Source organism: Yinghuangia sp. ASG 101 (assembly GCF_021165735.1).
GTDB lineage: Bacteria > Actinomycetota > Actinomycetes > Streptomycetales > Streptomycetaceae > Yinghuangia.
Genome location: NZ_CP088911.1, coordinates 1,955,864 through 1,981,807, shown reverse-complemented (window position 1 = coordinate 1,981,807; position 25,944 = coordinate 1,955,864). Strand labels below are relative to the sequence as shown.

General features: G+C 66.5%; 22 protein-coding genes. 7 read left to right on the top strand and 15 right to left on the bottom strand.

Annotation, left to right across the window (positions count from 1 at the left end):
* Positions 1-282 precede the first annotated feature (282 nt).
* On the top strand, positions 283-3,708 hold the full coding sequence (locus tag LO772_RS08075) for a type ISP restriction/modification enzyme (RefSeq protein WP_231777700.1): 3,426 nt from the start codon (positions 283-285) through the stop codon (positions 3,706-3,708).
* Here LO772_RS08075 and LO772_RS08070 read toward each other — a convergent pair.
* The 7 genes from LO772_RS08070 to LO772_RS08040 form a co-directional block, all read right to left on the bottom strand.
* Positions 3,670-4,068 (bottom strand): hypothetical protein, encoded by a 399-nt coding sequence (locus LO772_RS08070; protein ID WP_231777699.1) that lies wholly within the window; start codon positions 4,066-4,068, stop codon positions 3,670-3,672. The genes LO772_RS08075 and LO772_RS08070 overlap by 39 nt on opposite strands.
* A gap of 493 nt (positions 4,069-4,561) precedes the next feature.
* Positions 4,562-5,104, bottom strand: a complete 543-nt coding sequence (locus LO772_RS08065; RefSeq protein WP_231777698.1) for a hypothetical protein — start codon at positions 5,102-5,104, stop codon at positions 4,562-4,564.
* Positions 5,095-6,009: a hypothetical protein gene (locus LO772_RS08060; RefSeq protein WP_231777697.1), complete on the bottom strand. Its 915-nt coding sequence runs from the start codon at positions 6,007-6,009 to the stop codon at positions 5,095-5,097. Before LO772_RS08060 ends, LO772_RS08065 begins: the two co-directional genes overlap by 10 nt.
* On the bottom strand, positions 6,006-8,213 hold the full coding sequence (locus LO772_RS08055) for a hypothetical protein (protein ID WP_231777696.1): 2,208 nt from the start codon (positions 8,211-8,213) through the stop codon (positions 6,006-6,008). Before LO772_RS08055 ends, LO772_RS08060 begins: the two co-directional genes overlap by 4 nt.
* 1 nt (position 8,214) lies before the next feature.
* A complete protein-coding gene (locus tag LO772_RS08050; RefSeq protein ID WP_231777695.1) occupies positions 8,215-9,015 on the bottom strand; it encodes a hypothetical protein in 801 nt (266 codons plus the stop codon).
* 81 nt (positions 9,016-9,096) lie between these two features.
* Positions 9,097-9,786, bottom strand: coding sequence for a Crp/Fnr family transcriptional regulator (locus tag LO772_RS08045; RefSeq protein ID WP_231777694.1), 690 nt, complete (start codon positions 9,784-9,786; stop codon positions 9,097-9,099).
* A 146-nt stretch (positions 9,787-9,932) separates the two neighbouring features.
* Positions 9,933-10,199, bottom strand: a complete 267-nt coding sequence (locus tag LO772_RS08040; RefSeq protein ID WP_231777693.1) for a hypothetical protein — start codon at positions 10,197-10,199, stop codon at positions 9,933-9,935.
* Positions 10,200-10,508: 309 nt separating this feature from the next.
* Between LO772_RS08040 and LO772_RS08035 the strand changes: the two genes are divergently transcribed.
* Positions 10,509-10,655: a hypothetical protein gene (locus LO772_RS08035; protein WP_231777692.1), complete on the top strand. Its 147-nt coding sequence runs from the start codon at positions 10,509-10,511 to the stop codon at positions 10,653-10,655.
* Between the two features lie 303 nt (positions 10,656-10,958).
* On the opposite strand, the gene LO772_RS08030 is transcribed toward LO772_RS08035, so the two are convergent.
* On the bottom strand, positions 10,959-12,212 hold the full coding sequence (locus tag LO772_RS08030; RefSeq protein WP_231777691.1) for a recombinase family protein: 1,254 nt from the start codon (positions 12,210-12,212) through the stop codon (positions 10,959-10,961).
* 1,042 nt (positions 12,213-13,254) lie between these two features.
* Between LO772_RS08030 and LO772_RS08025 the strand changes: the two genes are divergently transcribed.
* The 4 genes from LO772_RS08025 (at position 13,255) to LO772_RS08010 (ending at position 18,230) form a co-directional block, all read left to right on the top strand.
* The gene (locus tag LO772_RS08025) at positions 13,255-14,088 is read left to right on the top strand and encodes a DUF4231 domain-containing protein (RefSeq protein WP_231777690.1); all 834 of its coding nucleotides are present in this window, start codon (positions 13,255-13,257) and stop codon (positions 14,086-14,088) included.
* A 422-nt stretch (positions 14,089-14,510) separates the two neighbouring features.
* Positions 14,511-15,764, top strand: a complete 1,254-nt coding sequence (locus LO772_RS08020) for an ABC-three component system protein (RefSeq protein ID WP_231777689.1) — start codon at positions 14,511-14,513, stop codon at positions 15,762-15,764.
* A 2-nt stretch (positions 15,765-15,766) separates the two neighbouring features.
* On the top strand, positions 15,767-16,246 hold the full coding sequence (locus tag LO772_RS08015) for a three component ABC system middle component (protein ID WP_231777688.1): 480 nt from the start codon (positions 15,767-15,769) through the stop codon (positions 16,244-16,246).
* A 31-nt stretch (positions 16,247-16,277) separates the two neighbouring features.
* A complete protein-coding gene (locus LO772_RS08010) occupies positions 16,278-18,230 on the top strand; it encodes a DUF3732 domain-containing protein (RefSeq protein ID WP_231777687.1) in 1,953 nt (650 codons plus the stop codon).
* A 794-nt stretch (positions 18,231-19,024) separates the two neighbouring features.
* Here LO772_RS08010 and LO772_RS08005 read toward each other — a convergent pair.
* The 3 genes from LO772_RS08005 to istB form a co-directional block, all read right to left on the bottom strand.
* Positions 19,025-19,282 carry a hypothetical protein gene (locus tag LO772_RS08005; RefSeq protein ID WP_231777686.1) on the bottom strand — a complete coding sequence of 86 codons (258 nt, stop codon included), beginning with the start codon at positions 19,280-19,282 and terminating at the stop codon, positions 19,025-19,027.
* On the bottom strand, positions 19,279-19,842 hold the full coding sequence (locus LO772_RS08000) for an RNA polymerase sigma factor (RefSeq protein ID WP_231777685.1): 564 nt from the start codon (positions 19,840-19,842) through the stop codon (positions 19,279-19,281). Before LO772_RS08000 ends, LO772_RS08005 begins: the two co-directional genes overlap by 4 nt.
* 683 nt (positions 19,843-20,525) lie before the next feature.
* Entirely contained in the window at positions 20,526-21,356 is an 831-nt protein-coding gene (istB, locus tag LO772_RS07995) for an IS21-like element helper ATPase IstB (RefSeq protein WP_231777684.1), read from the bottom strand.
* 46 nt (positions 21,357-21,402) lie between these two features.
* On the opposite strand from istB, the gene LO772_RS07990 reads away from it, so the two are divergent.
* The gene (locus tag LO772_RS07990) at positions 21,403-21,696 is read left to right on the top strand and encodes a hypothetical protein (protein ID WP_231777683.1); all 294 of its coding nucleotides are present in this window, start codon (positions 21,403-21,405) and stop codon (positions 21,694-21,696) included.
* 12 nt (positions 21,697-21,708) lie between these two features.
* On the opposite strand, the gene istA is transcribed toward LO772_RS07990, so the two are convergent.
* From istA to LO772_RS07970, 4 genes are all read right to left on the bottom strand, one after another.
* Positions 21,709-23,199: an IS21 family transposase gene (gene istA / locus LO772_RS07985; protein ID WP_231777682.1), complete on the bottom strand. Its 1,491-nt coding sequence runs from the start codon at positions 23,197-23,199 to the stop codon at positions 21,709-21,711.
* Between the two features lie 93 nt (positions 23,200-23,292).
* Positions 23,293-24,018 (bottom strand): SpdA protein, encoded by a 726-nt coding sequence (locus LO772_RS07980; RefSeq protein ID WP_231777681.1) that lies wholly within the window; start codon positions 24,016-24,018, stop codon positions 23,293-23,295.
* A gap of 175 nt (positions 24,019-24,193) precedes the next feature.
* On the bottom strand, positions 24,194-25,390 hold the full coding sequence (locus LO772_RS07975) for a recombinase family protein (protein WP_231777680.1): 1,197 nt from the start codon (positions 25,388-25,390) through the stop codon (positions 24,194-24,196).
* A 27-nt stretch (positions 25,391-25,417) separates the two neighbouring features.
* Positions 25,418-25,615 carry a hypothetical protein gene (locus tag LO772_RS07970; RefSeq protein WP_231777679.1) on the bottom strand — a complete coding sequence of 66 codons (198 nt, stop codon included), beginning with the start codon at positions 25,613-25,615 and terminating at the stop codon, positions 25,418-25,420.
* Positions 25,616-25,944: the final 329 nt, after the last annotated feature.

The window sequence follows — 25,944 nt, the reverse complement described above, 5'->3', positions numbered from 1 at the left end:
ACCCTCCAGAACGTCAACCGTCTTGCCCAGTAGCGTTTCCACGGCGTACGGGAATCCCACCGGCCGCCCCGCCAGTTGGCCAGATCGAGCGATCCTGGTTTCGATTCGGGCGCGTCGGGACAGCCGGGCCTTTCGGCGATGCCGCGGGCAATGAACGCGTCTTTGCCACGCGCAGCACGACCGGCCGAGCCGTTGCACCGGCCAGCTTCCGCGGGAGTCCACCAAATCGGGGTGCTTCACCCCGAAACCGGCGTCGAGGGCGGTGCGGAGGAGGAATGACCCATGTCCGCCAGTGATCTACAGCTCGAAGACCTGACCGGGCAGGGCGTTTCCCGCCAGTTGGTCTGTTGCGATCAGTGTGAATACTGTTACTATCCGGATCGGTTCAAGCACAGTCTGGGGGGATTTGTGCGTGATGCGGTCTTGGGCTGGTTGGACGATGCCGTCTCCCGGTTCGGTGCTTCGTGCAAGATGAAGCTGTCCGGCGCTGGTGGCACCGAAGCAGCGATCAGAGGGCCGATGGAAACCCTCCTCGGTCAAATCAGCGAGCATCACGCGCTGCGTGAACTCTCCTGGCATGACGAGGTTTTGCTGCCCGAACTCGGGGTTCGCCCGGACTATGCGGTACGCATCGCGGGGGAAGCTACCGGATATATCGAGGTCAAGAAGCCCGGACTTCCGGTCGACCCGCAGACGTTCACCGGCCGCAACAAGGAGCAGTGGCGGCGACTGAGCGACCTGCCCAACCTGCTGTACACCAACGGCACCGAATGGCGGTTGTTCCGGGACGGCCGACAGGTCGGCGAAACCGTGTGGCTTGTCGGCGACTTGAAACGAGCCGGCGCTCAACTTACGGCAGCGGAGCCGGCCGCGTTCGACGCCCTGATGAAGGAATTCCTCGTCTGGGCCCCGCCTCCGATCACGCGCGTGCAGCGGCTGGTCCAGCACGTTGCGCCGCTGTGCCGCCTCCTCCGGGCGGCAGTGCTCGAACAGTTGACGGCGGAAGCGAAATCCTCGGCGCCGGAAGGCGACCTGCGGGCCCGTCCCTTTACAGGTCTCAAGGGCGACTGGCGCAGACTGCTTTTCCCTTCGGCCGACAACGCCACGTTCGCCGACGGCTACGCGCAGGCCGTCACCTTCGCCCTCCTGCTTGCACGCACCGAGGGCATCGCCCTCGATTGCGGCCTGCACGAGATCGGACGCCGGCTCGACGCGGGCCACGCGTTGATGGGCCGGGCGCTGCAATTGCTGACGGACAACGTCAATGCGCGATTCTCGCTGACCTTGGAACTGCTGACCAGAACCATCGGCGTGGTGGACTGGCCGACCATCCGTCGTGCGGACCACGACGCATACCTACACCTGTATGAGAAGTTCCTGACCGTTTATGACGCGGATCTCAGGCAGAAGAGCGGTTCGTACTACACCCCGTACCAAGTCGTCGAGGACATGGTTCGTCTCACCGAGGACGTGCTGCGCACTCGGCTCGACCGCCGGGACGGCTTCGCGTCTGGCGACGTGCGCATCGTGGACCCGGCGATGGGAACCGGAACTTTTCTGCACTCCGTCATCGAGCGGGTGGCGGCGCATGCCGTCGAGAATGTCGGCGCGGCTGGGGCCCGGGACGCTATAGGACGCCTGGCTGAACGACTCTTCGGATTCGAGCTGCAAATGGGGCCGTTCGCCGTTGCGGAGATGCGGGCCTCGGAATTACTGCACCGCTATGGTGCTCCCCTCCCTCCCGACGGCCTCAACCTGTGTGTCACGGACACGCTGGACAACCCGTTCATCGAGGATGAACAGCTGGCGTCCGGCTACCTTCCGCTCGCCGAGTCACGGAAGCGCGCCAACCGGATCAAGGCCACGACACCCGTCACGGTCGTCCTCGGCAACCCACCGTACGACGACAAGGCGGAGAACCGGGGCGGCTGGGTCGAGAAACGCCCGGACGCCCAGGCCGGGGCCCTGCTGGACGACTTCCGGTTGCCGGGCAACGGCCGGTACGAGCACGTGCTCAAGAATATGTACGTGTACTTCTGGCGGTGGGCCTCCTGGAAGGTCTTCGACGCCCACGACCTGGAACGGCACGGCGTCGTCTGCTTTATCACCCCGTCCGGGTTCGCAACCGGCCCCGGCGGGCGCGGCATGCGGAGCTATCTACGCCGGACCTGCGACGAGGGATGGATCATCAACCTCACGCCCGAGGGGATACGACCCGAGGTGAACACCAGGGTCTTCCCTGGGGTCGCACAGCCGTTGGCGATCTGCATTTTCGTGCGGCGGGCGGCGTGCGACGAAGGCAAGCCCGCGCGACTCCACTACCGGTCGTTGTCCGGGCGGCGGGAGGAGAAGTTCCGCCTGCTCCGCGCCGTGAGTCTCGACGACGACGGCTGGAGGGACGTGCATGAGGAGGCGACGGAGCCGTTCACGCCGCGAACCCAGTCGGGTTGGGACGACTACCCGACGTTGCTGGACCTGTTTCCGTGGGGGACTCCCGGAGTCAAATCCAATCGCTCATGGGTGACAGCGCCTGGCGCGGAAACCCTCCGTCGACGGTGGGCACGATTCATACGCGAGCATGATCCCGCAGAAAAGGCCGTGCTCCTCAAATCGACGCCGGATCGCGATCTGGCCACCAGGCGAGAGCCGTTACCCGGGCAGCCCGCGCATGATCGTCCTTTGCTGTCCGAGGTTTCCGTTGTCCCGGACCTGGTTCGCACTGCCCAGCGGAGCTTCGATCGTCAATGGCTGGTCGCGGACAACCGAGTGCTGGACCGCCCGCGTCCGGAGCTGTGGGCCGCGCGCAGTGACGTGCAGCTCTTCTTGAACCAGCAGACGTCACACGCGATCGACTCCGGTCCCGCGGTCGTCGCCACCGCCCTCATTCCAGATACCCACCACTTCAATGGGCGAGGCGGCCGCATCGCACCGCTCCTGCACCCCGATGGATCAGCCAATGTCTCCACCGACTTGTTGAACGTCCTGGCCGCGGCTCTCGGTGCCTCTGAGGTCACCGCCCTCGACCTCGCTTGCTACGTCCTTGGCATAGCCGGGCACCCGGGCTTCACCCAAGAGTTCACGGAAGAGCTGCTGACCCCCGGGGTCCGGATCCCGTTAACCCGGAACCTGGACTTGTGGCACCGCGCAGTCGATCTCGGGGCATGCGTCATCTGGGCATCCACCTACGGCGAACGGTGCCACGACGACGCACTCGGACGACCGCAAGGACGAGTCGCCTTCGCACCAGGTGACCCTCGCCAGGTCCGCTACGAATCTCACATTGGGGACAGCATGCCCGAACGCATGTCCCACGATGCGGCCAACCAGACCCTGTACGTCGGAGCCGGCACGTTCGCGCCGGTACCTGAGACCGTGCACGTCTATGACGTCGGTGGCATGAACATCCTGAGCAAGTGGTTCGGCTACCGAAAAGCAAAACCCAACAGGAAACGCACCAGCCCGCTCGACGACATCCACGTCGACCGCTGGCCCAGCGAATGGACCGACGACCTCATCGAACTTCTCTCGGTGTTGCGCCGCCTCACTGACCTGGTGCCGACTCAGCGCGACCTCCTCGCCGCCGTGCTCGCCCAGCCGGTCCTCACGCAGGCCGACCTGACCGCGGCTGGGGTCCTACCCCTGCAACCGGCAGCCTGGAAGCCCCGACACTCAGTGACCGGAGGACTCTTCGACACCAGCCGCGACTAGGGCCTCCCGGAGGTCGATCGCACCTTCGGCCAGCGCCCGCATTATGGGGGCGTCGGGGTGGTTCCGGGCTACGAGCGCCTCGGCGAACGCCACCAAGTCGGCAAGCCGCGCGGTAGTGGCTTCGTTTTCCGCCCTCAGCAGAATTGCCTCGCCAAGAGCTGTCGTCTCAAGCGAGTCCGCGTCTTCGTGGACGAGACCCTTGACAAGCAAAGAGGCCAGGTCGGCGCGTTGGTGGTCGAGATCGATGCCGCGTGCCGCAGCGCGTTCGCCGGAACGGTCGGATGACGCGAGCGGTGCGAGGGAGAGTTCCGCGAGCAGGTGGTGCTCGCCCGCGGAAAGAGAGATGTGCGGGATTGCCATGCGTACATGGGTAGCACGCCGTTGACACAACCCCGCGCAACCAGCCAGCCGGTGCCTCGCCGGGTCCGTCCTGAGGATCCGTCGGGCGTGGGCGGGGGAGGATCGGAGGGCCCACACACAGCCGCCAGGCCCTCGCGCCGGACGCCGACGGTTGCCCAGGTCCGGGCCTGGGCCCGAGCACAAGGACTCGACTCTCAGCCCGTGGCAGGCTGCTGGCGGCCGTCTGGGGATTCCTACCACGTCGCGCACCTGGGAGCGGCACGCGTCCGCCCAAGGCATCGGGAGCGGGCCTGATGCGTGTCCGCGCGGTCGATGCGGCCCGCGAACACGACGGAGGACGCTCGCCATCCATCTCAATCCGACCGCCTCCCTCCCGGAACTTCTTGGCGATGTCCCAGGCAGGGTAGACGTCTCTGCCAAGCGCTGCACGACCGGCTGAGCCGGCGCCGACCAGCTTCCGCGAGGGTCCGCCAAAGCCGGGACGGTCGACAGCTCAGCTCTGGCCGACGACAGTGAGAAACCACGTAAGGAAGATCGTTGCCGCCAGCCCGGTGGCGCAGATTGCTCGGCGTAGGTGGCGGAGCTTGGTGCATGCGATGTCGGCGAGGAGTTGTGCGTGGCGCCACGCGTCGCGTTCGGAGTCGGGGTGGGCGGCCGTGACGGTGTCAAGGTCGTTGGCTGCGACCCAGGGGAATGAGTGGCGGTTTTCGCCGGATGGGACGAGGCTCGGGAGCACTGTCCACCCGAGTTCGACCAGTGCCACCGTCATGAGCAGCAGCAGGGCGCCGAGGAGGCCCGCAGGTGTCTCTGTGCCCTCCCCGGCCAGGTGCCAGGTGTGCTGGATCAGGCGTGCCTGGCTGATCAGGCCGGCGCCGAGGCTGCCCAGGGCCGCGGTGACCACGGCGGCCTTGGCGTCGGCGTTTTCCACCCAGCGGCCGAAGTCGTCGATTGCGCGCAGGCCCGCCGTGGTCCCGTGCTCGGAGGGGAACGGTGAGCTGGCAGGAGTGTTGCTGTGGCTGCCTGTTGTCAGGGCCATGGTTGCTCCTCGTCGTCCGAACGGTCGAAGACCGCGAAGGCGCTCTCGTCGAGAAGACCGAGGTCGGCCAGCGCCTTGCGGGCCTCTGGCCCGCTTCTGCCAGCTACGGCAAACGCGACCAGTGCGCGGACGCGCTCCCGCTCGTGTCCGGTCAGGCCGGTGAGCAGTCCCAAAAGATGCCGGTCGTTCTGCTCGGCCGCCGATGGGGTTTCCGGTGCTGGCGGGTGTTTCCTGACCTGCTCGACGATGTGGGCGATGTCGTCTGGTCGGTGTTGCAGCCAGTAGGCGAGTAGGGCTTCGGGGCCTTCTCTGACCAGGGTTCGGTGGTAGTCGAGTTGGATGCGGGCGAGATGTTGTTTGGCTTCCTGGGCGGCGATCTCCCAGTGCACGGCGTCGAGTTCGTTCCGTCGTGCTTCGGACCACGTTTGCTGGACGACGTGGAGGTGGACTTGGTCGTAGCTCAGCCCGATGTCGTTGAGTGGCGCGACGGTGTTCACGGCTGTGGCAAGCGCGTCTTCGAGTTCGGCGGGGGGTAGCTGGGCGTTGGCGGCGGCGGCTTTGTCGAGCCGTAGCCCGACGTCGCGGCGTATGTGGACCAGTCCGTCGAATACCCGGTGCCGCACGACGGTCCGGGCGTCGTGCGGCCACCACACGAGGGTGATGTGGGCGGTGCGTCCGAGCCCGGTCGTGTCGGGCGGCAGCGCGCATGTGAATTTGGCTGGGCGCTCCGCGGTGTCCACCCAGTAGGCGCTTCGCGCGGAGAGGAGCCCGGCGAGGGTGAGGCGCTGCCCCAGCGGGGCATCTGCGGGTACGAGCACCGACGTGGGCGTTGCGCCAAGGCGGTGACGCAGGAACGCCCGTATACGGGAGCCGCGGACGGGCGTCAGCAGGGGGTCGCGCGTCATCGGATGCCTCCGGTGCGCAGGGGCAGCGGGTCTTCGAATGCCTGGATGGCGGGCTGAAGCGCGTTCATGTCGACGTGGTCGCCGCCGTAGGCCAGGTTCACCAGGTCATAGGCGAGCCGTTCGAGTCCGGTGCGTTTGGTGCTTGCGAACAACTCTTCCAAGGCGTCTGCCACGAGTCTGCTGGTGCTTGTCCTTTCGTCCATGGTGCCGCCGCGCAACCATGTGGTGATGACATCGACGACGGCCGGGTAGCCCTGTGGGTCGGTACAGAGTGTGCGCAGGAGGGAAATCGTCTCCTGCCGTCCTTCGGGCGTGTTCAGCAAGTGGACTGCTTCGGCTGTCGGGCCCCGGCGCCGATCGGATGTCGTGCCGGCCAGCAGTACGGCTGCCGACGTTGCCACGGCGCCGCAGGTTCCGTCTCCGTTTTCGACCGAGACGCGCAGGTACCGGATCGCCTCAGCGGGATCGACGGCCGTCCGGCACAAACGGACGATGCCTTCTGCGGCGGCCGACGCCACCTCCGGCTCGGCGGTTCCCGCCAGTTTGACCAGTCGCTTGAGCGCAAGGTCGGGGTAGGAGGCACCGAAGCTGCCACCGTAGGCCAGCGCGGCGGTCAGACGCAGCCCGGCGCCCGCGTCCGCCCGGGACCACCTGCTCAGTAGTCGGCGGACCTGTGTGGCGGTGATCTCGTCCTCGGCCGCCACGCCGAGCGCAGATGCCGCCATCTCCCGTCGGTGCCGGTCCCGAGTCGTCCAGCCGCTCAACGGGGCGAGCGGTCGATAACCGCGGGTCGAGCCGAGGAGACGCCCGGCCACCATGCCCGCGACCAGGTGTGCGCTTCGGTGTGTCGGCGTGTCGGCAAGCCAGGCCATCAGCGGCTGGCGCAGCACCGGGTATTCACGCCAGGCGTGTTCGAGAATCGTTGTGGCCCAGTGCAGGCGGACGAAGCGCACCGGTTCGATCCGGTAGCGAACGGAGTGGCGGGTTTCCACCTCGTCACCGATGTCGAGGTCGGCCCCGATGGTCTGGAGCCAGGTGCTGCGGGAGACGGGGCCTCCTCCGGCTTGCTGTCCGTTCTGGCCCGTCGACGCCGTGCCGGGAGGGCGACTGAAGTCTTCGAGGCGCCGCAGGTACCCGCCGAGAACGCGGGCGCGTTCGGCGATGACGGAGTAGTCGTGACCCTCGAAGACGGCCGCGGCCAGAACAAAGGCCCACGCCTCGGGTTCCTGGTGCGCAGCGAACCAGTCGGCGACGGCTCTCCGGCCTTGGGCGCCGGAATCGGCCAGCAGACGTTGCTTGTCATACCGCCCATGTGCGACGCCGATCAGATCCAGTGCCAGGGAAGCGGCTTCGGACGGCCCCCGGCAGGCTCCGAGCATGTCGCGGACGGCGTCGTCCACGAGGCCGGGGTGATCGGCCTGCCACGTGCGGCCGATGTGCTCGGTCAGGAATTGCGAGAGCACGGCCGTTGGTTCCGGCGGAGCCCCGGGGCACAGGTACGTCTGCCAGCCGCTCGGCGGCGCGCCGTCGTTGGGCGCTGTCACCACCAGGTGGGCGCCCGCGTCCTTCAACTCGTCCGCCAAGAAGGCGATTTCGGCGGGACCGTATGCCTCAAGGAGCGCGGGGTCCGGCAGTTCGAGTAGGTAACCGGTGCCCTTGCGAAGGTCGCCCCCGGTCAGGCGGGTCAGGTCGTACTCGGGTTCGAGGGCCACGATGCGTTGGGTCTCGCAGTCGATCAGCAGGTGCACCGCGGTGGTGCGGCGCCCCGAGCCGGGGCGCCCGACCAGCAGCAGGAGTCCGTCGCGCAACCGTTTCAATACCTGGTGGTAGCCCGGGGGGTCGGCGAAGTGTCGCTCGACGAAGTCGACTTCCTCGGCACGCACGAGGCCGGCCCGGACCCGCGGGGCATACCCGCCTTTCGCTGCCGACTCGGTGTGGACACCGTCGTGCACCTGCGAACCCACGACGGCGGTGCTGGCCCGACCGACGTGGTTGTAGCTGAGATACAGGGGGCCGCCGCCGTTCCAGGCGGCGAGGAGGTCCTGTAGGGGCCTCGGCGCTTCCTCGTCGTCGGCGTCGTCCCCGAAGGGGTCCTCGTCGTAGAAGGCGTCCGGCTCGACCTCCGAGGCCCTCGGGAGAGGGGCCTGGTCCAGCGGCGGCCAAGCCGGTCCCTCCCTGTCCTGGAGCGTTTCGTCGTCGCGCATCTCAGGCGCCCTCGACCGTCTTGTCGCCGTAGACGTTGTCGCCCTTGTGCCCGTGCACCGTGTCGCTGGTGACGGTGCTGTGCACCCCACCGTTGACCGTGCCGCCGGTCACCGCACTGCCGTGCACCGTCCCGATCCGGATGCCGCCGATCGGCTGCGGGTCGCGGGCAGGCGCCGGGGTTTCCGTCCGCTGGCGCGGTTCACCTGGCGCAGCGGGTGCCGCACCGGGCTTCCAGTCGTTGGCCGGGACGTGCACCCAGGACGGCAGGACCATCCCCTTGACCTCGGTGTCGATCCGGTGGAAGTCGGCTTCCTCGACCGTCTCGGTGAACCTGTCGCGGACTGCGGTCCGCAGGACGTGGTCGGAGACCGCGAGGGCGACGTACGAGGCGGTCTGCGCAAGGGCCTGCCGCAGTTCGTCGGCGTCGAGCATCCTGCACAGTTCGTTCTTCGCGGTGCCGGACCCTTCCACCGGGTCGATGGGGCCGTGGTGGACGGCGGCCCGCAGGCGCAGCGGCGGGCCATCGAAGTCGCGGCGGCGGCGGCGCAGTTCCCGGTTCAGGTAGTGCACTGCGTCGACCAGGCGGTGCGTGTGGTCGTCGCGCACGATGACGATCAATCCGTCCCCTGCGTCGTCGCAGCGCTCCACGTCGTCGTCCCAGGAGACCCCAACGCGGTGGAGCGCCGACGGCACGATCTCGCGTACCGCCTGCCGGACGGCCGGGAGCGAAGCCCCCGGATTGCCTGTGTATTTCTGGACGTCCACCGCGATCATGGCGCGGCTCGGCGGCATCTCGGTCATTGCTCCCCCTTGGTGCGAGCTGTCGTCTGCGGACAACGCACAGACTGGTGCAGCGCGCGGGGGCGCGCAGCGTACTTTTACCTACTCGCCGGTTCCGAAGTGCCGACCGTCGGCGATCTCTTCCAGAAGGCGCCTGTCCGTGATCACAAAGTGCCGGGAGCGGTCCGTCGTGATCGCCCCGGTCTCCCGCAGGTAGCGCACCGCCTTCACGGCGGACTCCCGGGCCGCCGCCGCGGCTGCGGCGAGTTCGGGCAGTGACACCCGCATGTCCAGGCGCGTTCCCTGCGGCGACGAGGTACCGTAGCGGGCCGAAAGGTGCAGCAGCCGCTCGGCGATGCGTTCCACGACGGTGCGTGCCCGGTACCGCAGGCGCTGCGCGTCAGCCTCGCGTAAGCGGTGGACCATCACCATCAGTAGCGCGATACAAAGCCGCGGATAGCGCTCCAGATACGCCATGAACTGCGCCGGTGACAGCGACCAGCATTCCACCGGACCGATCGCCTCAACCGTCGCCGAGTGCACGCCGCCGTCCAAGACCGCCATCTCACCGAAGACTTCGACCGACTCCCGGTACGCCAGGACGACGTCCAGGCCGTCTTCCGAGCGCGCGAACACCTTGACCCGGCCCTCGGTCAGAAGCAGCGCATGCTCCGCAGGGTGCCCCTCACGAAGGAGCGCATCACCGTTTACGTACCGGCGAAGCCGTCCCACGGACTTCCAAGCCTCCACTTCGGAGGCAGTCAACTCCGCTGCAAGATGCGGCTGTTCCACGATCGTCTCCCTTGTAGGCACCGACGCACAGGAGAATCCCAGGACTCGGGGCTCAACGTGTGCGGTACCCGACCCGAGGTGTCGGGACGCCCACTCCGGAAGGTCCGCATCAACAGTTCAACACGTGCCGGGAGAACGAGCGGCCCTCAATCCCGCGATACCCCGGGGTTCTGCGGGGCGGGGACCTGTCGGGCGTCAGGTTGCCCATCGTCAAGGCCGACCAGCTCGTACGCCACGATCACCGACGGGCGCCGGTGGCACTCGGGGCACGTCTCTCCTCTGATCTCCAGGTCCGGTCGCGCCGTGTCCTCGGGGCGTGTCAGCTCGGCGATGTGACCGCAGTAGAGCTGCACGCGCCAGCGGAACTGCGGCTCGCGGCGGCGGGGACGGCCGAGCAGCTGCGCGAGACGCATCGCATTCTCGGCCGAGATCCGGGTGGGGAACTTGGCGGTTTGCCGGCCCAGGGCTGCCTGGTATCGCTCGGCCTCAGCCTGCCGCCGCCGATCGGCGCTGGTCAGCGGACGAGTACCGAGGGGCGTCCCGTGGTCGCTGCGCTCTCCCGTCATCACCCCCGACAGTACCCGCAGCCCAGGAGCCGGGCCCGCTCCGCATCACACGATCGAGGGACAGCGGTGCAAGCCAGCCTCCCGTCAGCTCGAAGGACGGTCCGCTCCGCGCGGTCAAGCCGTCACGCGTGGCGCTGCGGTCGCCCAGCTCCGCGCGTGGCCCAGCGAGACGGAACCACCAACCAGTTCCCCGGCCACGTCAACCGCATCCGAGACGAACACGCCCGCAAACCCAGCCTCATCGCCCGCCTCGACCACCTTGGCCTCGGCGCTTCCCACCCGAGATCCAAACGCGCCACATGAAGGAGACAAGCCGACGCCGAGCGCCGAAACTCTGCCACTCCTTTGAGGGATTCCGATGAGTCCGCTCCGGGGGTACGCTGAATTCATGAAACGAGGGTGAGGGACACGGCGTCGGACCTTTCGGGCAAAGGGAGTTCGGCACCGCCGATCCGACCGGAGATGACGGTCGTGATACCCCTCGGACACACCATCTGTACATGCGGCCCGGTTTCCGGGCAGCACCGATCGGCACCCGGTCTCGGCTCTCCGCCGAGGCGGGTGCTTTTCGCTGTCCGCCTCCCTTCTCCTCGGTGTTCCTACAGGTCAGTCCAGGTGGACACGCTCCCTCCCTTCGGTGTCGGTGGTGACCGTCCGGGCGGTCGGGTCGTAGATCAGCCTGATCCCATGCGCGTGCAGGTACGAGAGCGCCGCCTCCGGAGTGGCGGGGCCCGGTCTTCCGTCCAGCCGCACGTGCAGCGCCGGCAGGTGGCGGAGCAGGAGTGCTTCGCGGATGTAGGCGTTCTTCAGGCGCGCCGGGTCCGGGGTGGTCGCGCTGGAGAAACCGTGCCGACAGCGGTACGAGGGCTTGCTGTTGGCCCAGCACGATTCCATCCGCCGCCCGCACACTCCGCAGACGAGCATGCCCGCGAGCAGGTAGGTGCGTCCTGGGGTCCGCGCAGTGGCGCGGATGCCCTGGGCGCGCACGAAGTCGGCCTCGCTGACCAGTGCCGGGTGCGCGGGGCGTTGGGAGATCACCCACTCGTCGCGGCCGTTCCAGCGCATCACGTCGCGGTGCCCGAGGCTGGTGTTGTCCGGGTCGACGAGCACGTGGTCGGTGCGTTGACGGTTCCACACCTGCCGTCCGGTGTACCGCGGGTTCGCCAGGATCGCCCGTACCGCGGTGAGCGTCCACCGCGTGACTGTGCGGTGCGCGTTGCGCTCCGGATCCGCCGCACCCGGCGATGGGATTTCCGCGTCGTTGAGCGCTCGCGTGATGCGGGCCTTGCTGTGCCCGGCCAGCCGTTGCGTGAAGATCCACGTCACCACGGGCCCGGTCGTCGCATCGACATCGAGCTTCCGCAGCCGTACCCCGCGTCGCGCTTCGGCCCGGTTCGGATGCGGGCCAGCGTCGACGAGGCGGTAACCGTACGGCGGCCGACCTCCCAAGTACCGGCCCTGGTCGCGTGCTTGCACGGTCATCGACGTCCGCGCCCGTATGCGGGCCCGCGCCACTTCGCGTTTCGAGAGGATGCCGAGCAGCACCATGAGCTCGTCGTGAGATATCAGACCGGGATCGACGCCGAGCTCCGGCAGCCACACCGCGGCCCCGTAATGGGCGAACAAAGGAGCCATATTCGCGAACTGCTGCCCGTAGAAGGCCCGTTCGCTCGACCCGATCACGATCGCGTCGAACCCCCGGTCCGGATCGGCGAGCGCCGCCAGCAACGCCGCAGCCTCCGGCCGCCGCGCCCACGGGATCGACCGACTGTGCCCGATGTCGAAGAACTCCGCCACGACCCGGCCGTGGCCCGACGTCAGTGCCTGGGCCCGCAGCAACTGCCACGCCTTCGACGTCACCGGATCCTGATGATCCTCCGTCGAAACCCGCCCGTAGAACGCAAAGCGCAAACCGTTAACGGCGGACTCCGCAGTTCCACCGGAAAGGGCATCCGCTGCCCACAACGCCAGGACGCCTTGGGTAGGCGAGGGCGTCGCGGCCTGCACGCGTGTCCTGCCGATCATGGTGTCCCTCAGGTGGGCGCGTCTCGAAGCTCGGGCCGGGCAATCGTGGTTGGAGCGGCTGGCGGCGGCTCCGGACCAAACGTCCATCCATAGACAGGCACCCGCCAGCAGCGCACAGAGGCATACCGGGGGCATCTGGTCCACGCGTTGCCGAGGCGCGCCCCGGGGCGCGCCGACCGCGCGCGGTCCCACGACTTCAGCCGCCTGTCTCGCGTCTTAAGATCGATCGCGCCGGGGGATGACGCGGCGAATCAGGTCCCCAGCACCGTTGTTGACGCGGTCGAAACGCCGCTGAGCGAAAATTCGGTGGCCACGGGGCCGGACATCCCTAATGAACCCGGCGTAGTTCAGAGCGATCTGCCACCGACGATCATCCGCGACTACATGTCGAGGAAGAGTGCGACGGATGCCCAGCCGGCCAGGTCCGCACCTTCTGCACCGTAGCGAGTTCAACAGGCATACCGAGGGCTGCTGAGCGCACCCACCGTATCGCTGATCATTGCCAGGCCAGGGCGATGGGGACGACGGTCGGGGCGGTCTGGTTGTTCTCCCGGTACTGGATGGTCAGGGTTTCGCCACCCCGACGCGGCCAACTCGCCTCTGCCGGGGCCTCTGGCAGATGCCGACCTGCGGACACCGATGGACGCTTTGCCGCCGCGGGCCAAGCCCCGGCGCTGTGTGACCGTACAGCGCGGTTGTCGCACCGGACAAGGAACGTGCTCAGGGGAGAGAAAGGCTCATTCTCGCCCCTATCCGCCATCGATCTGCTTGGCTTGGCCGCGGGGCCGCGTTATCCGTGTTCGAGCGGAGAGCTCGGACTTCGGTTATGGGGGTGCAGCACGTTCTAGTGTTGCTGCACGCGCAACAAGGGGGACCAGTGGCGCAATTGAGCGAAGACGCGATCACTGAACGGGAACGGCTTTACCGGGAACAGAGCCGCGCGTACGACCACGCGCTGCAGGAACTTCACGCCTCTCGTTTCCATCGGCGCATGTACTACCTGACCGCGTTCGGTGGCATGGCGCTGACTGGCTTGCTCGGCTACACAGTGGTTGTCGGCCTCTGGGACGAGAAGCCCACGTTCACCCGCTGGGCCGGGCTCGTCATCGTACTGGCGCTGTGGGTCGTTGCCGGGGTTCTCCTGATCAGCAACCGAAAGAAGCTGGTAGACCTCACCTCCGCGGTGCGCCAGACGCTCTCGGCGAAACAGAACGCTGCAGCCGCGCTCCCGCTCTACTCCGAGGCGGCTCTGCGGATCTACCGCGAGTCCACGTTGGAGCTGATGGACTCCTATCGTCGGCGGGCGATGCGGAACAGGCGAGTGAACAATGGGCTGCAGGCCGCGATCATTGCCGGGTCGATCGTCGCCTCCACATTGGTAGCCCTCGACAGCAAGATCTCGCCATTGAGTCTGACCGCCACCATCTTGAGTGCGGCAGTGGGCATCTCGGCCGGCCTGTCCGGTTACTTCAAGTTCCGCGAACGCGGGTTCAACCTGCAGTCCACAGCAGACGAGCTGGAGAAGCACTACGTCGCGGTTCAGTTCCACCTTGAGGACTACGAGTCAGTCGATCCGGCCCTTGATCCGGAGCAAGCTGAAAAGGAAAGGCTTCGCCGGTTTGCGCGTCTGGTCGAGAAGATCAAGGAGGAGCAGCGCAAGCGAGAACTGCAACTGGAGCAGTCTCCTGACCAGCAGAGTAATCAGGCGTGATGCGCACTCATCCAGCGATGCGGTAGCGGCGGCACGGCTGGGCCGCCGGAGACGAGTTGGTGCTGCCCGTCGCACCCCGGCTGGCTGCGCGCTCATCCAGCGAGCAGCCAGCCCCAACAGCGACTTCTTGCGAACGGTCGTGGGGGGCGCTGACGTCCGCGCAACCAAATCAGACCGTCCTTGGAAATAATCTCCCGAACGACAGTCACTCAGTCGCGATGTCTCTGGAAACCACCATGGCCGATCTCCTGAGTACATGTATATGTGGTTGTACACGCCAGACGGATCAGGCCGCCGACACTGCTAGCTTTGAGGAGCAGGTTGCGGCGCGCAATCTCTTTCGTTCACATCGTCGTTCGGCGTCCTCCGCAGTCTGACGACTGCAGCAGACGCTGGTCGGAGCTCGACCAACAGTGGGGAACGTGGCGCAGACGGGGTCGCATTCAGCGGCAGGTCAGATGACCGGGTATCTCTATCAGTGCGAACTGGCTCTGCTGGAACTGGCCGATCGCAGCTGGGAGGAAGACCCGTCGGTGGAAGTCCGGATGGAGGTTCTCGACGATATCGAGTTCCTCCGTGACGAGTCCCAAGATCCATTTGAACTGCTGCAGTCCAAGCATCGTGGTGACGCCGGTCAACTCAGCGAGACGGGTAAGGACTTTTGGCGTTCGGTGGCGTCGTGGATCGATGCGCTGACGACGCTGGGGTGCCTTGTGGGCGGATCCATGCCCTTGCTTCGACTTGTCTCGACGCAGGTCGCAGCAGAAGGCACGTTCTTGCACATGCTCCGTCCCGGCCCGGGACGTCGAGTCGACGTTGCGTTGGCGCGCATGATCGACGTGGCGGAAGCCCCGGAACCCAAGACCACAGCGCCTGATCGAAGGCGATTCTTGGACCTCCCGCAGACTCAGCGCTACCGCTTGGTGGATGCCATCGAGGTATGTGACGGGGCACCGCTGATGTCTGACATGGACCGTAGGTTGACCCGAGCACTGGGGATCAACCGTGGTCAGGACTCCAGCTCGATCCTCGCCGAGATCAAAGGGTGGTGGTACGGCGTGGCTGTGGAACTGCTGGAACGTAAAAACCCCAACCGGCGACGTGCTTCCGTGAGCGCCGAGGAGCTGCTGTGTCGCCTGGACGAGGTGAAGGATCGGTTTGCCGTCCGGAACCTGCCGATCACCGAGAGCCTGCGTCGGCTTACAGACGCGGAGATCGCAGGATACGAGGATGACCTGGTCGTTGCCCAGATGAGATGGGTGGGCCTGAGGGACCGCGCAATCGCCACCCACCTCCGTGACTACCACCACGCTCGGGCACAGCGATCCGAGTGGCTTCGCACGTTCAAGATCACCGAGGCAGGACTCGAAGAGTACGAGCAGCGGCTCCGGTACGAGTGGGACCACGTGTTCGCGAGACACACTGACGTCGTCGACGCTGAGACTCCGGAGCCGGAACGCACCGCCATCGGCGCACGTGTTCTGAACGACACCCTGGATCGGGCGGCCGATGAACCCGCTCGTCCCGGCAGTGCAACGGCCGCCTGGATTGGACGAGGAACGATGCACAGCCTGGCCGACCGCGCGGCTCATACATCCGTCGCTGAGGAAGCTGTGGGTTGGCATCCGGACTTCGTCGAACTGTGCGAAAAGCGCCATAGAGTACGAGGCGAGTGAGCATGACCGCATCGCAGCGAGTCCCCGAAGCACAGACCCTGCTGAATCCGGTGTTCGGCGCGTACCTCCTGGCCAGCAGTGTTCAGGCTGCCAACGACCGTTCCGGTCGACCGCTGCCCTGGCCCAGCGCCTTCCTCGTGCTTCCGCTGGTCCTCCCCGTGGATACCCGCAACGACTTGCCCCGACAGGCCTCGCGCTCCATGGCGGCCTGGCTGACAGACCACCCTCACCATCAGGCGGCATTCGGAGAACGAGCCCCCGCGTTGACCTCTTACACACGCGCCAGTCTGCGAACTGCCGTCCGACACCGTGCTGTAGAGGTGGTCGAACTCGGGCTCACGTGTCCAAGGCGCCCCAAGGCTGCGGGGATGATTGCCGGCGAAGAGGTAGCGGATTGTGCGCGCCGTGCGGCCCTCGTGGGCCGATGGCTTGCCGTCCTTGAACCGGTTACTGCCTTCACCCTCCTCGGTGTTCGCCCGTGAACGACTGGAAACAAGGAGCCCCTGAACCGCCATGCAGCTACTCGCCCTGGCCCTCTACCACCGAGACCGCAGGCCAGAGTCCCGGGTCCTCCGATTCCGTCCGGGGGCGCTGAACATCCTTACTGGGGAGTCCGAGACCGGAAAGTCGGAGGTGCTCGACATCGTCGAATACTGCCTCGGCCGCAGCGTACCCGGTCTTCCGGACGAGCCGATCGACCAGACGATCGGCTGGTACGCGTTGCTGGTCAGCTTCGGAGATCAACGCATGGTGGTGGCCCGACCACGTCCGACCGGGGCCTCCACGACCCAAGCAATGATTCGGACCGGCGACCGAACCTTGCAACTACCGCGTTCCGACGAGCTTGTCGTCAACGCGGACACATCCGCCGTACGCAAAGAATTGAGCGCCCGCCTGGGCATCGAGGACTTCCGATTCCAGCCCCCGGCTGGCTCCTCACGTCATGCATTCGACGTGTCCGTAGCACAGGCGGCCCTACTCTGCTTCCAAAACCAAAACGAAATCGATGACAAGGCGACGCTGTTCCACCGGCAAACGGAGAACGGGATCGCTCAGGCCATTAAAGACACCCTTCCCTACTTCCTGGGAGCGGCCGGGCCCGAACAGGCACTACGCCGATATCACTTCGGTGACGCACAACGAGCGCAACGCGCGGCGCACCGCAAATTGGAGGAGGCCATGCGCCGCCAGTCGGCGGCCGAAGCGGACGAACTCACGCTGCTGCGCTTGGCGCGCACTGAGGGGCTCCTCGCGGACATCCCCCTAGCACCTTCTCCCCAAGACGTCCGAGCCTTGCTGCAGCGTAGCCTTCAGTCAGTCCCCAGGGAGGCCGACCCGGCCGCGCCGGATGATGAGCGCACCCTCCTCAACACCGAGCGTAGGGTTCTGCGTCAGCAACTGCAGGAACTGGAAGACTCCTTGGCGCAGGTCAAGCGATGGCAGAAACAGGAGGAGGCGTTCTCAGGCGAACTGCACCTGCAGCTAGGCCGTCTCAAAACCCTTGACCTCCTCGGCCCCGAGGCCGAACACGCAGTGGACACCTGCCCGATGTGTGCGCAACCCCTGCTGACACCCGACACGTCTGCAGCCGAGATCGTCCTGCTGACCGAGCAGATCGCCGAGGAACTCTCCCAAGCCCAGGCTGTCCGGCCCATCCGCGACTTGCACCGGCGTGCACTCGAAGCACAGCGTGAAGCAATCCTCGGCCAATTGAGGACCAACGGGGCGCAACTGCGAGAACTGTCAGCCGCAGAGGAGCGTATGAGAGCCCTCCAGGACCAGTACGTGCGTGCTGCGCGGGTGCAAGGGCGCATCGAACAAGCGTTGAGCGGAACTGCAGGAACCCGTGACGGTGACCTCAGCCGCCTCCGTAACGAGCTGCAGTTGGCGCAAGAAGCCGTGTCCGCCCTCCAAGTTCTCATCGACGAGGACGACGTTACGGCGGAGACCGAGCGTCGACTCGCCAAGATTGGTGTCAACATGACCTCCTGGGCGAAGCGGCTCAACCTTGGCCAGGCGGCCAACGCGGACGAAGTGTCGATTAGCCTGACTCAGCTCAACGTCGTCGTAAGGCGCTCCATCGGCCGGCTACCCCTCAATCGCATCGGAAGTGCGAAAAACTGGATCGGATACCACCTCGTCGCTCACTTGGCCCTGCACACATATTTTCGACTGAGTAGCCGACCGGTGCCCAGCTTTTTGATGCTGGATCAACCAACACAGGCGTTCTTCCCAGAAAAGATCAAGGACGCGTCCACCGTGGAAGACGCCGACTGGGCGACCGTCACCGCGTACTTCGAACTCTTGCGGGACGTCGTGGCAATTAACGAGGGCAAGCTTCAGATTATTGTCTGTGACCATGCTAATCTCACCGAGCACCCGTGGTTCCAAGAGTCCGTCGTCGAGAACTGGCGTCCTGTCGACGGGCGCCGCAATGCTTTGATTCCACCGGAGTGGCTTGCGTAACGGACGACCTCATCACTGATCAATCACAGTGCACCCATTATCAAGTGGTAGCGATCCGTGGCGCCCTGAAACAGGCTCGGCGCGTCACGGCTCTGGACACACGTTCTCGACGACGGCCGAATTCTGGTTCTGGATGACTTTCAGTGCCGGTGCCGCGACGGTCACCAAGACCGCGATCATGAACGGTTGTGGCTGATGTCCTTCTTCCAAGCCCTGTGGTTGCACCAAGTCGAAGAAAATGTGGCGGCTGACGGCGAGTTGGTGGGCGTGCGTGTCCCGGCCGGGGATGCTGCCGGGCAGGGTGCGACGATACGTACACCGACTCGCCGACAGCGCGGTCGGCGGCCGTCCTGTGGTGATCGCGTTGCAGGTCCGACGGTTCCGTTGCCTCGGACACGCCCACCCACAAGTGACGTTTGAGCGCCCGAAACGAGCGCAAGCTCCCCACCGTCCGAACAGACCCCGGCCCTGACGTCGCCTACCTGAGGAGCACGAGGATGTAGTCCGCAGCCAGTGCGACCGTGTACCCCCAGGCGTACCCGCAGAACCTCATTCGGGGTTTGCGCCATCTACGAAGAGTGCCCATTGATCGCAGCACGGGCGCTCGATCATCTTTGATCAAGCCGAACAGGAACGTCAGGACCCTGACCGCGCGAGCTTCCACGGGCCGTCAAGTTGCCTACGCGCACCGGCTTGCTTCCCGGTACGCCTCCTCGTTCGATGCACTCAGCTCCTCCCACTCCACGCTCGGTGGCTTGTGAACCGAACTCCTGTCGCCCGCAGAATGGTTGGAGTCAGGGGCGCTGGGATCCATGACGCTGGTCAGCGATGGCTTCCTGGGGCGGGCGATCCCGAGCAGCCCGTGATTGTCCAGCACGACGGCGATGCCTGGAGCGCAAGGGATAGAGCTGGAAAATGCTGGCCAGCCCGTTGTCGTGCTCCAGAGCTTCCTCTAGAGAGCTGTGTAGCGACTCATCCGCGCGCGCAAGGAGTTGATCAAGCTGTGCGTCCTCGTCGTTGTGGCTGAAGTCGGCGCTGCGGTTGTCTGTCATGGTTGCTCTCCCACGGCCAGGCCCAGGGTGCGTTTCAAGGACACCCGGGCGCGAGCGTAGTTTTGGCGAACCGCCTCTGCAGTCATTCCCAGCTCCTCGCTGATCTCGGAATGCGAGAAGCCGTCCAGGTGCCATGCCATGACCTGGCGCTGACGCGGGGACAGTGAGCTCAAGGCCGCGTACACACGCTGTTCCTCATCTTTCAAGACCAAGGCGGCCAGGGGGCATGCTCCACCGGACCGTTCTGGAATGGCGTCTGTTGGCTGCTCACGGATCTGGGTCTGGCGCAGATAGGCCCGTGCGGCGACCGTACGCAGCCAGGCCGGAGGGGTCGTGATCTGTGACCATTTTGGAAACGCTTCGACGAACGCAGACTGTGCGGCTTCCGCAGCCTCGTACGGAGAGGCGCCCAGACGCATCACGAACCGTGTCAGAAGCCCCAGATGCTCGGAGTAGAACAGAGCGAAATCAAGTCGGCTCCCGGGCGCGCGCAGTCGCGTCTGTGGTGATGGCCGTTGCGTGACTCTCCGTTGTCGGACCTCTGCTCGCTGGTCACCCACGCCTGTGCTCTTTCAGAACTGTGTCCCCGACTTGGATGACGATTTCTCGGTTTCGGGACTTCTCAGACAGGCGACTGCCCTGCGGCAAGCAGCGCACCCTCTCGCTGAGGCCCTGCTGCTCCAGGCGGGTCAATCGCACCGCGGTCCGGCTTTTGATCCACAAGTAGCACAGTCGGGCGGTGGCAGGGACAAGCATCGCGAGTGCCCCAGTCCATATCGGGTCCATGGCGGTCACGTCTCCATCTGCTCAGCGGTGCTTGGAAAACCGCGTGCAACAGATAGTGCGGGTAAGAGGCGCCAGTGTGACATCGCCGAGGCAAAGATCTTCAGCGTGCCGACGAGCCTCACTCCGCCCGTGATTGACCAGAGCTGTCAGCGCATCGCCACCGGTGCTTAGGTACTTGCTGAGCCGCCTCGGCCCATGATCGTTCGGGGGATTCGGGCCCCACACACGAACATCGTTCTGGACTCTTGATGAAGGATGACTGACGTTGGGGCCGGCCGCAGTCAGCTGCTGCAGGTCTGAGGTTGCGTGTCTTCTCGGATTGCGGCGACGAGTGTCAATGGACGTGAAGCGGTCCCCGGTGGCGGACATGACTGGTAACACGCTGGCGGACAGCGGTTCTCCCCCAGGAGACGTGAGTTCTCCCCGCGTGGACAGGAAAGTTCCCCGGGGCCTGACCTCAGCTCAGGGCGACGACTCCGTTGCCGTTGACGGCTTCGGAGAGCCGGTGGCTGTCGCCGGAGGTGACAACCACGTGCGCGTGGTGGAGCAGACGATCGACGGTCGCGGTGGCGAGGGTCTTCGGCATGATCTCGTCGAACCCTGACGGGTGCAGATTGCTGGAGACCGCGAGGCTCTTGCGCTCGTAGGCAGCGTCGACCAGGCGATAGAAGCCCTCGGCGGCGTCGACGGAGACGGGCAGGAGCCCGATGTCGTCCACGATCACGAGGTCGGTCCTGGTCAGGCGGGCGAATGCTTTGGTGACGGAGTCGTCGACGCGGTGTCGGCGGACCAGGCCGCCGAGATCCTCGATGGTGAACCAGGCGACCGTCATCCCGGCGTCGACAGCGGCTTGGCCGAGGGCTTCGGTGAAGTGGCTCTTGCCGGTGCCGGACGGTCCGCAGACGCAGAGGTTCTCGCGGCGGCCGATCCATTCCAGCGTCTGCAGGGCACTTTGGGTTGGGACCGGGATCGACGATGCGTCCTCGTTCCAGATGTGGAACGTCTTGCCGGTCGGGAACTGCGCGCGCTGACGGCGAGCGCGCAGGTTCGACGCGGCGCGGCCTGCCGCTTCCTCGGCCAGCAGCGCGCGGACGACCTCGGCGGGGTCCCAGCGTTGCGCCTTCGCGGTCGGGATGACCTCGGTCATCGCGCGGCGGATATGCGGGAGTTTCAGCGCCTTGGTCAGGGTGACCGCCTCGTCGAACGCGGCGCCGGACGTCGCGGCGACAGCGGAAGCAGGAGCCGACGGTCGGGGCCGGACGGCGGGCAGGGGCGTGATGTCGGACATGAACTCTTCCTGTGGTGGCTGGTGCCGGGTCGGATAGGTTGCGCGGGTGAACGAGACAGATCCGCTGGTGACGGCCCTGGCTGGGCTCGTCGTGGACATCGTGTGGTGGCTCGACAGCTGCGGCGATGACGAAGTCGACCCGGACTCCGCGGTGAAGATGACGGAGAACGTCGCGTTCGTCGTGAAGAACCTGCCGGCTGAACAGCAGCAGCGGCTGATCCAGGTACTGGGTGAACTCGCCGACGCCGAAAGCGATCCGAACCGGCGGGACCAGTTGTGGTCGTTCCCGTTCGCGTGCGGCCTGCTCGACGCTCCCTTCCCCGGCGACGGCGCGGCCTGAGAGCAGCCGTCCTCACCGCGGGTCGCCGAATCCCGACCATGCGGAGGTGCCCGGCTGCAGGCTGTGCTGCTCGCCGGCCCGCGACGGTGCGGCGGGCGCGTCGTGGAACGCCTGGTGGTCCAGGATCGAGCGCAGGTCGCCCTCGCTGAACCGGCCCGCCAACGCCGCGGTGCCCAACGCCCGGTCGACTGCTCCTTGGCCGCGCAGTTTCGCGAGCGCGACCGCCTCGGCCATCTTGGCGGCGATGCCGCGCACTCCTTCGGCGGCTGCTTCCTCCAGCCATGACGCCGCGCCGGGGCCGATCGTCAAGAACGCCTCCTCGGCGGCGTTCGTCGGCCTCGGGACCCGGGCTCCGCGGGCTGAATCCGGGTAGTGCTCGTCCAGGATCACCGGGTTGCCGGGCGTGGAGCGGGGGTGCCGGACGACCTCGGCCGGTGTGCCGTCGACGACGGCGGTGACGACCAGTTCATCGGCGTGCCAGCGCACGAACACCTGCCCGCCGGCCAGCTGGTGCGGCACCGAGTAGCGGACTTGGTCAACGCGGATGGTGGAGTCCTTGTCGTGGACCTGCCGGCTGGTGCCGAACGCCGCGGTGTAGGGGTGTTCGGGGACCTGGTGCAGCCGGAACCGCTCCTCGCCGAGCATCTCGACCGGAGCCCGGCGGGTCTCCCGGTGGACCCGCCCGTTGACCTCGGCCATGAACGCATCACAGGCGGCCTCGATCTCGGCGAACGAACCGTAGGAGGACCGCAGGTTCGTCGCGGTCGGGACCAGGTCCCGCTTGGCGACCTTCACCGTGTTCTCCACTCCGCCCTTGGAGGCCGGGTCCGCGGGCATGCAGGTGCGGATCACGGTGCCGTAGAACCGCGCGATCGGAACGATGTCCGGGTTGCGCACCGCGACGTTCGCGATGTGCGTTGACGTCACCGTCTTCTCGTTGTCGGTCAGGCAGTAGGTCGGGACCCCGCCGAACACGCGGAACGTCGCGTCCAGACACGCGGCGACCGTCGGGATCGTCTTGTCCAGCACCGGGATCACCACGCGGAACCGCGACCAGGCCAGCCAGGCGCACCAGAGCGACGTGCGGCGATCGCCCAGCCGCGGCCCCTCGCCCCAGTCCCATTGCATCCATAGGCCAGGTTCGGTCACCCACGGCCGGTGAACACGCCGATGTCCGGTCCGGTACGACTCCTTCGCCGCGGCCACCGCCCGCCGGGTCGTGCGGTCGGTGCCGCCGTAGCCCATCGCGATCAGCTTCTTGTGGACTTGATCGGCGCCGATCCGCCCGCGCGAAGCCTCGATCAGTTCCTCGACCTTCGGCATGAACGCGTCGATCATCTTCGTGCGCGGAATCCGCGCGGCCGGGTCGATGCCCGTCCCGCGCAACTGCACATAGCGGCGGACGGTGTGGTGGTCGCACCCCGCCAACTCGGCCGCTTTGCGGTAACTGCCCGTCAAGTCGTATGCAGCCAGAATCTCCATGATCTCCTCATTCGTCTTCACGGGAGGGCACTGTGCCAAGCGCCCTTCCCGGACAGCGTGGGGAGGCCAGATGTCCGTCACTGGGGGAGATTCATGTCCGCGGATGGGGACGCCTCACGACCGCCAACGGGGACCTTGCCACGTCCGCTGACAGACGAGTTGTCGTGATCGCTGAGCGCCGACGCGCAGTTCTTTACGGAGAGTCTCGGCTGAGATCGGACGCCGATGCACGTGCCGATGTCGTACGTCGGCAGCGCGTGCCAGGGCTAGCAGATCCTCTTGCGCGCCCGCCGTGTCGTTGTCGCCTGTGCCTGTCGCGTTGTGCACGGCAACTGCCTGTTTGATAGTTCGTGTCTCGCTGTCAAGCTGCGGAGGTGGCAACTCTTTCGTAACAGCTCGCTGGCTGAGAACTTCCAGGAGCCCCGGGCCAACCTCCGCCCAGCCGATAAGCAGAAGGGGCCCGACGGCGTCGAACGCTGCCTTGCCGTAGTGCTGGGTGATCAGCGGTTCGGCGACATTTAGCGCGAGCGTCATCACGCTGGAGAACACGAGGAGCCGTCGTGCCGGGCGGATCACGGTGGCGTCCGCGCCGTCCAGAACAAGCCGTCGGATTGCGAGCAGCAGCCCCAAGATTGAAAGATCGACTGCTGGGGCGACGAGGGGTGCAACCCAGGGGAGGACGCCGAGGCGCAGCGCGAGTGCCCAGACGTTGCCGAAGCCGAAGAGGAAGGTCAGGCCGACGACTGCGCCCATGATCAGGGTGACCGCGCGGACTGCGGAGTCCCGGGGATTGCGGGCGATATCGACAGCGCCCATCGGGGGTGTGACGGCGGTCGACATCACAACACCGCAATCTGCTGCGCGCCTCGCGACATGGCATGTGTGTAGTCGGACACACCATCTGTACATGCGGCCCGGTTTCCGGGCAACACCGATCGGCACCCGATCTCGGGCCTCCTCCGAGGCGGGTGCTTTTCGTTGCCCGCCTCCCCTCTCTTCTCGGGGTATCTGCAGGTCAGCCCAGGTAGACGCGCTCCTTTCCTTCGGTGTCGGCGGTGACCGTCCGATTGGTCGGGTTGTAGATCAGCCTGATCGCCCGAGTCTGCAGGTAGGCGAGTGCCGCCTCCGGCGTGACAGTGCTCCGGCTGCCGCCCAGCCGCACGTGCAGTGCTGGGAGGTGCCGGAGCACCAACTCCTCTCGGACGTACGCGTTCTTCGGACGTGCCGGGTCCGGAGTCGTCGCGCTGGAGAAACCGTGCCGACAGCGGTACGAGGGTTTGCCGTTGGACCAGCACGATTCCATCCGCCGCCCGCACGGCCCGCAAGCGAGCATGCCCGCGAGCAGATAGGTGCGGCCCGGGGTCCGCGCGGTGGCGCGGATGCCCTGGGCTCGGACGAAGTCTGCTTCGCTCACCAGCGCCGGGTGCGCCGGGCGGTCGGAGATCACCCACTCGTCGCGGTCGTTCCAACGCATCACGTCGCGGTGCCCCAGAGTGGTGTTGTCCGGGTCGACGAGCACGTGGTCGGTGCGTTGCCGGTTCCACACCTGTCGGCCGGTGTACCGCGGGTTCGCCAGGATCGCCCGCACCGCCGTCAACGTCCACCGCGTGTTCGCGCGGTGCATGTTGCGCTCGGGATCCGCCGCAGTCGGAGACGGGATGCCCGCGTCGTTGAGCGCCCGCGTGATCCGGGCCTTGCTGTGCCCGGCGAGCCGCTGCGCGAAGATCCACGTCACCACCGGGCCGGTGGTCGGGTCGACGTCGAGCTTCCGGAGCCTGACCCCGCGTCGTGCGTCGGCGTTGTTCGGGTGGGGGCCGGCGTCGACGAGGCGGTACCCGTACGGCGGCCGTCCTCCCAAGTACCGTCCCTGGTTTCGTGCTTGCACCGTCATCGACGTCCGTGCACGTATCCGGGCCCGTGCCACCTCGCGCTTGGACAGGATGCCGAGCAGCACCATGAGTTCATCGTGAGCGGTCAAACTCGGATCGACTTCGCCGCCGAGCTCCGGAAGCCACACGGCGGCTCCGTAGTGTGCGAACAACGGTGCCATGTTCGCGAACTGCTGACCGTAGAAAGCCCGTTCGCTCGACCCGATCACGATCGCGTCGAAGCCCCGATCCGGATCAGCCAGCGCTGCCAGCAACGCCGCCGCCTCTGGCCGGCGCGCCCACGGGATCGACCGGCTGTGCCCGACATCGAAGAACTCCGCCACGACCCGACCGTGACCCGACGTCAGCGCCTAGGCCCGCAGCAACTGCCACGCCTTCGAGGTCACCGGATCCTGATGATCCTCCGTCGACACCCGCCCGTAGAACGCAAAGCGCAAACCGTTGACGGCGGGCTCCGCGGTGCCGCCAAGAGCGTCTGCTGCCCACAACGCCAGGATGCCCTGGGCAGGTGAGGACGTCGCGGCCTGCGTGCGTGCCCTGGTGATCATCGTCCCCCTCACATGGGCGCGCCTCGGAGCATCCGTTGAGCAATCATGGTTGGAGTGCTGTGCGGTGGTTTCCGACCAAACGTCCGTCTGAAGGATGTGCGCCCGCCAGCGGCGCACGGGGGCAGACCGGGGGCATTTGGTACGCGCGTTGCCGAGGCGCGCCCCCGGCCGCGCCGACCGTGCGCGGTTCCGCGACTTCAGTTCGGATCGGTGCCCGTCCCGACCGAACGCCTTGAGGCCGGGGATTGTTTGGCGAGTCGGTCGGTCACAACCGCGGCTCCATCCAGGAACTCGACCACCACCCGACGTTGTCCGCGAAGCAGCGCAGG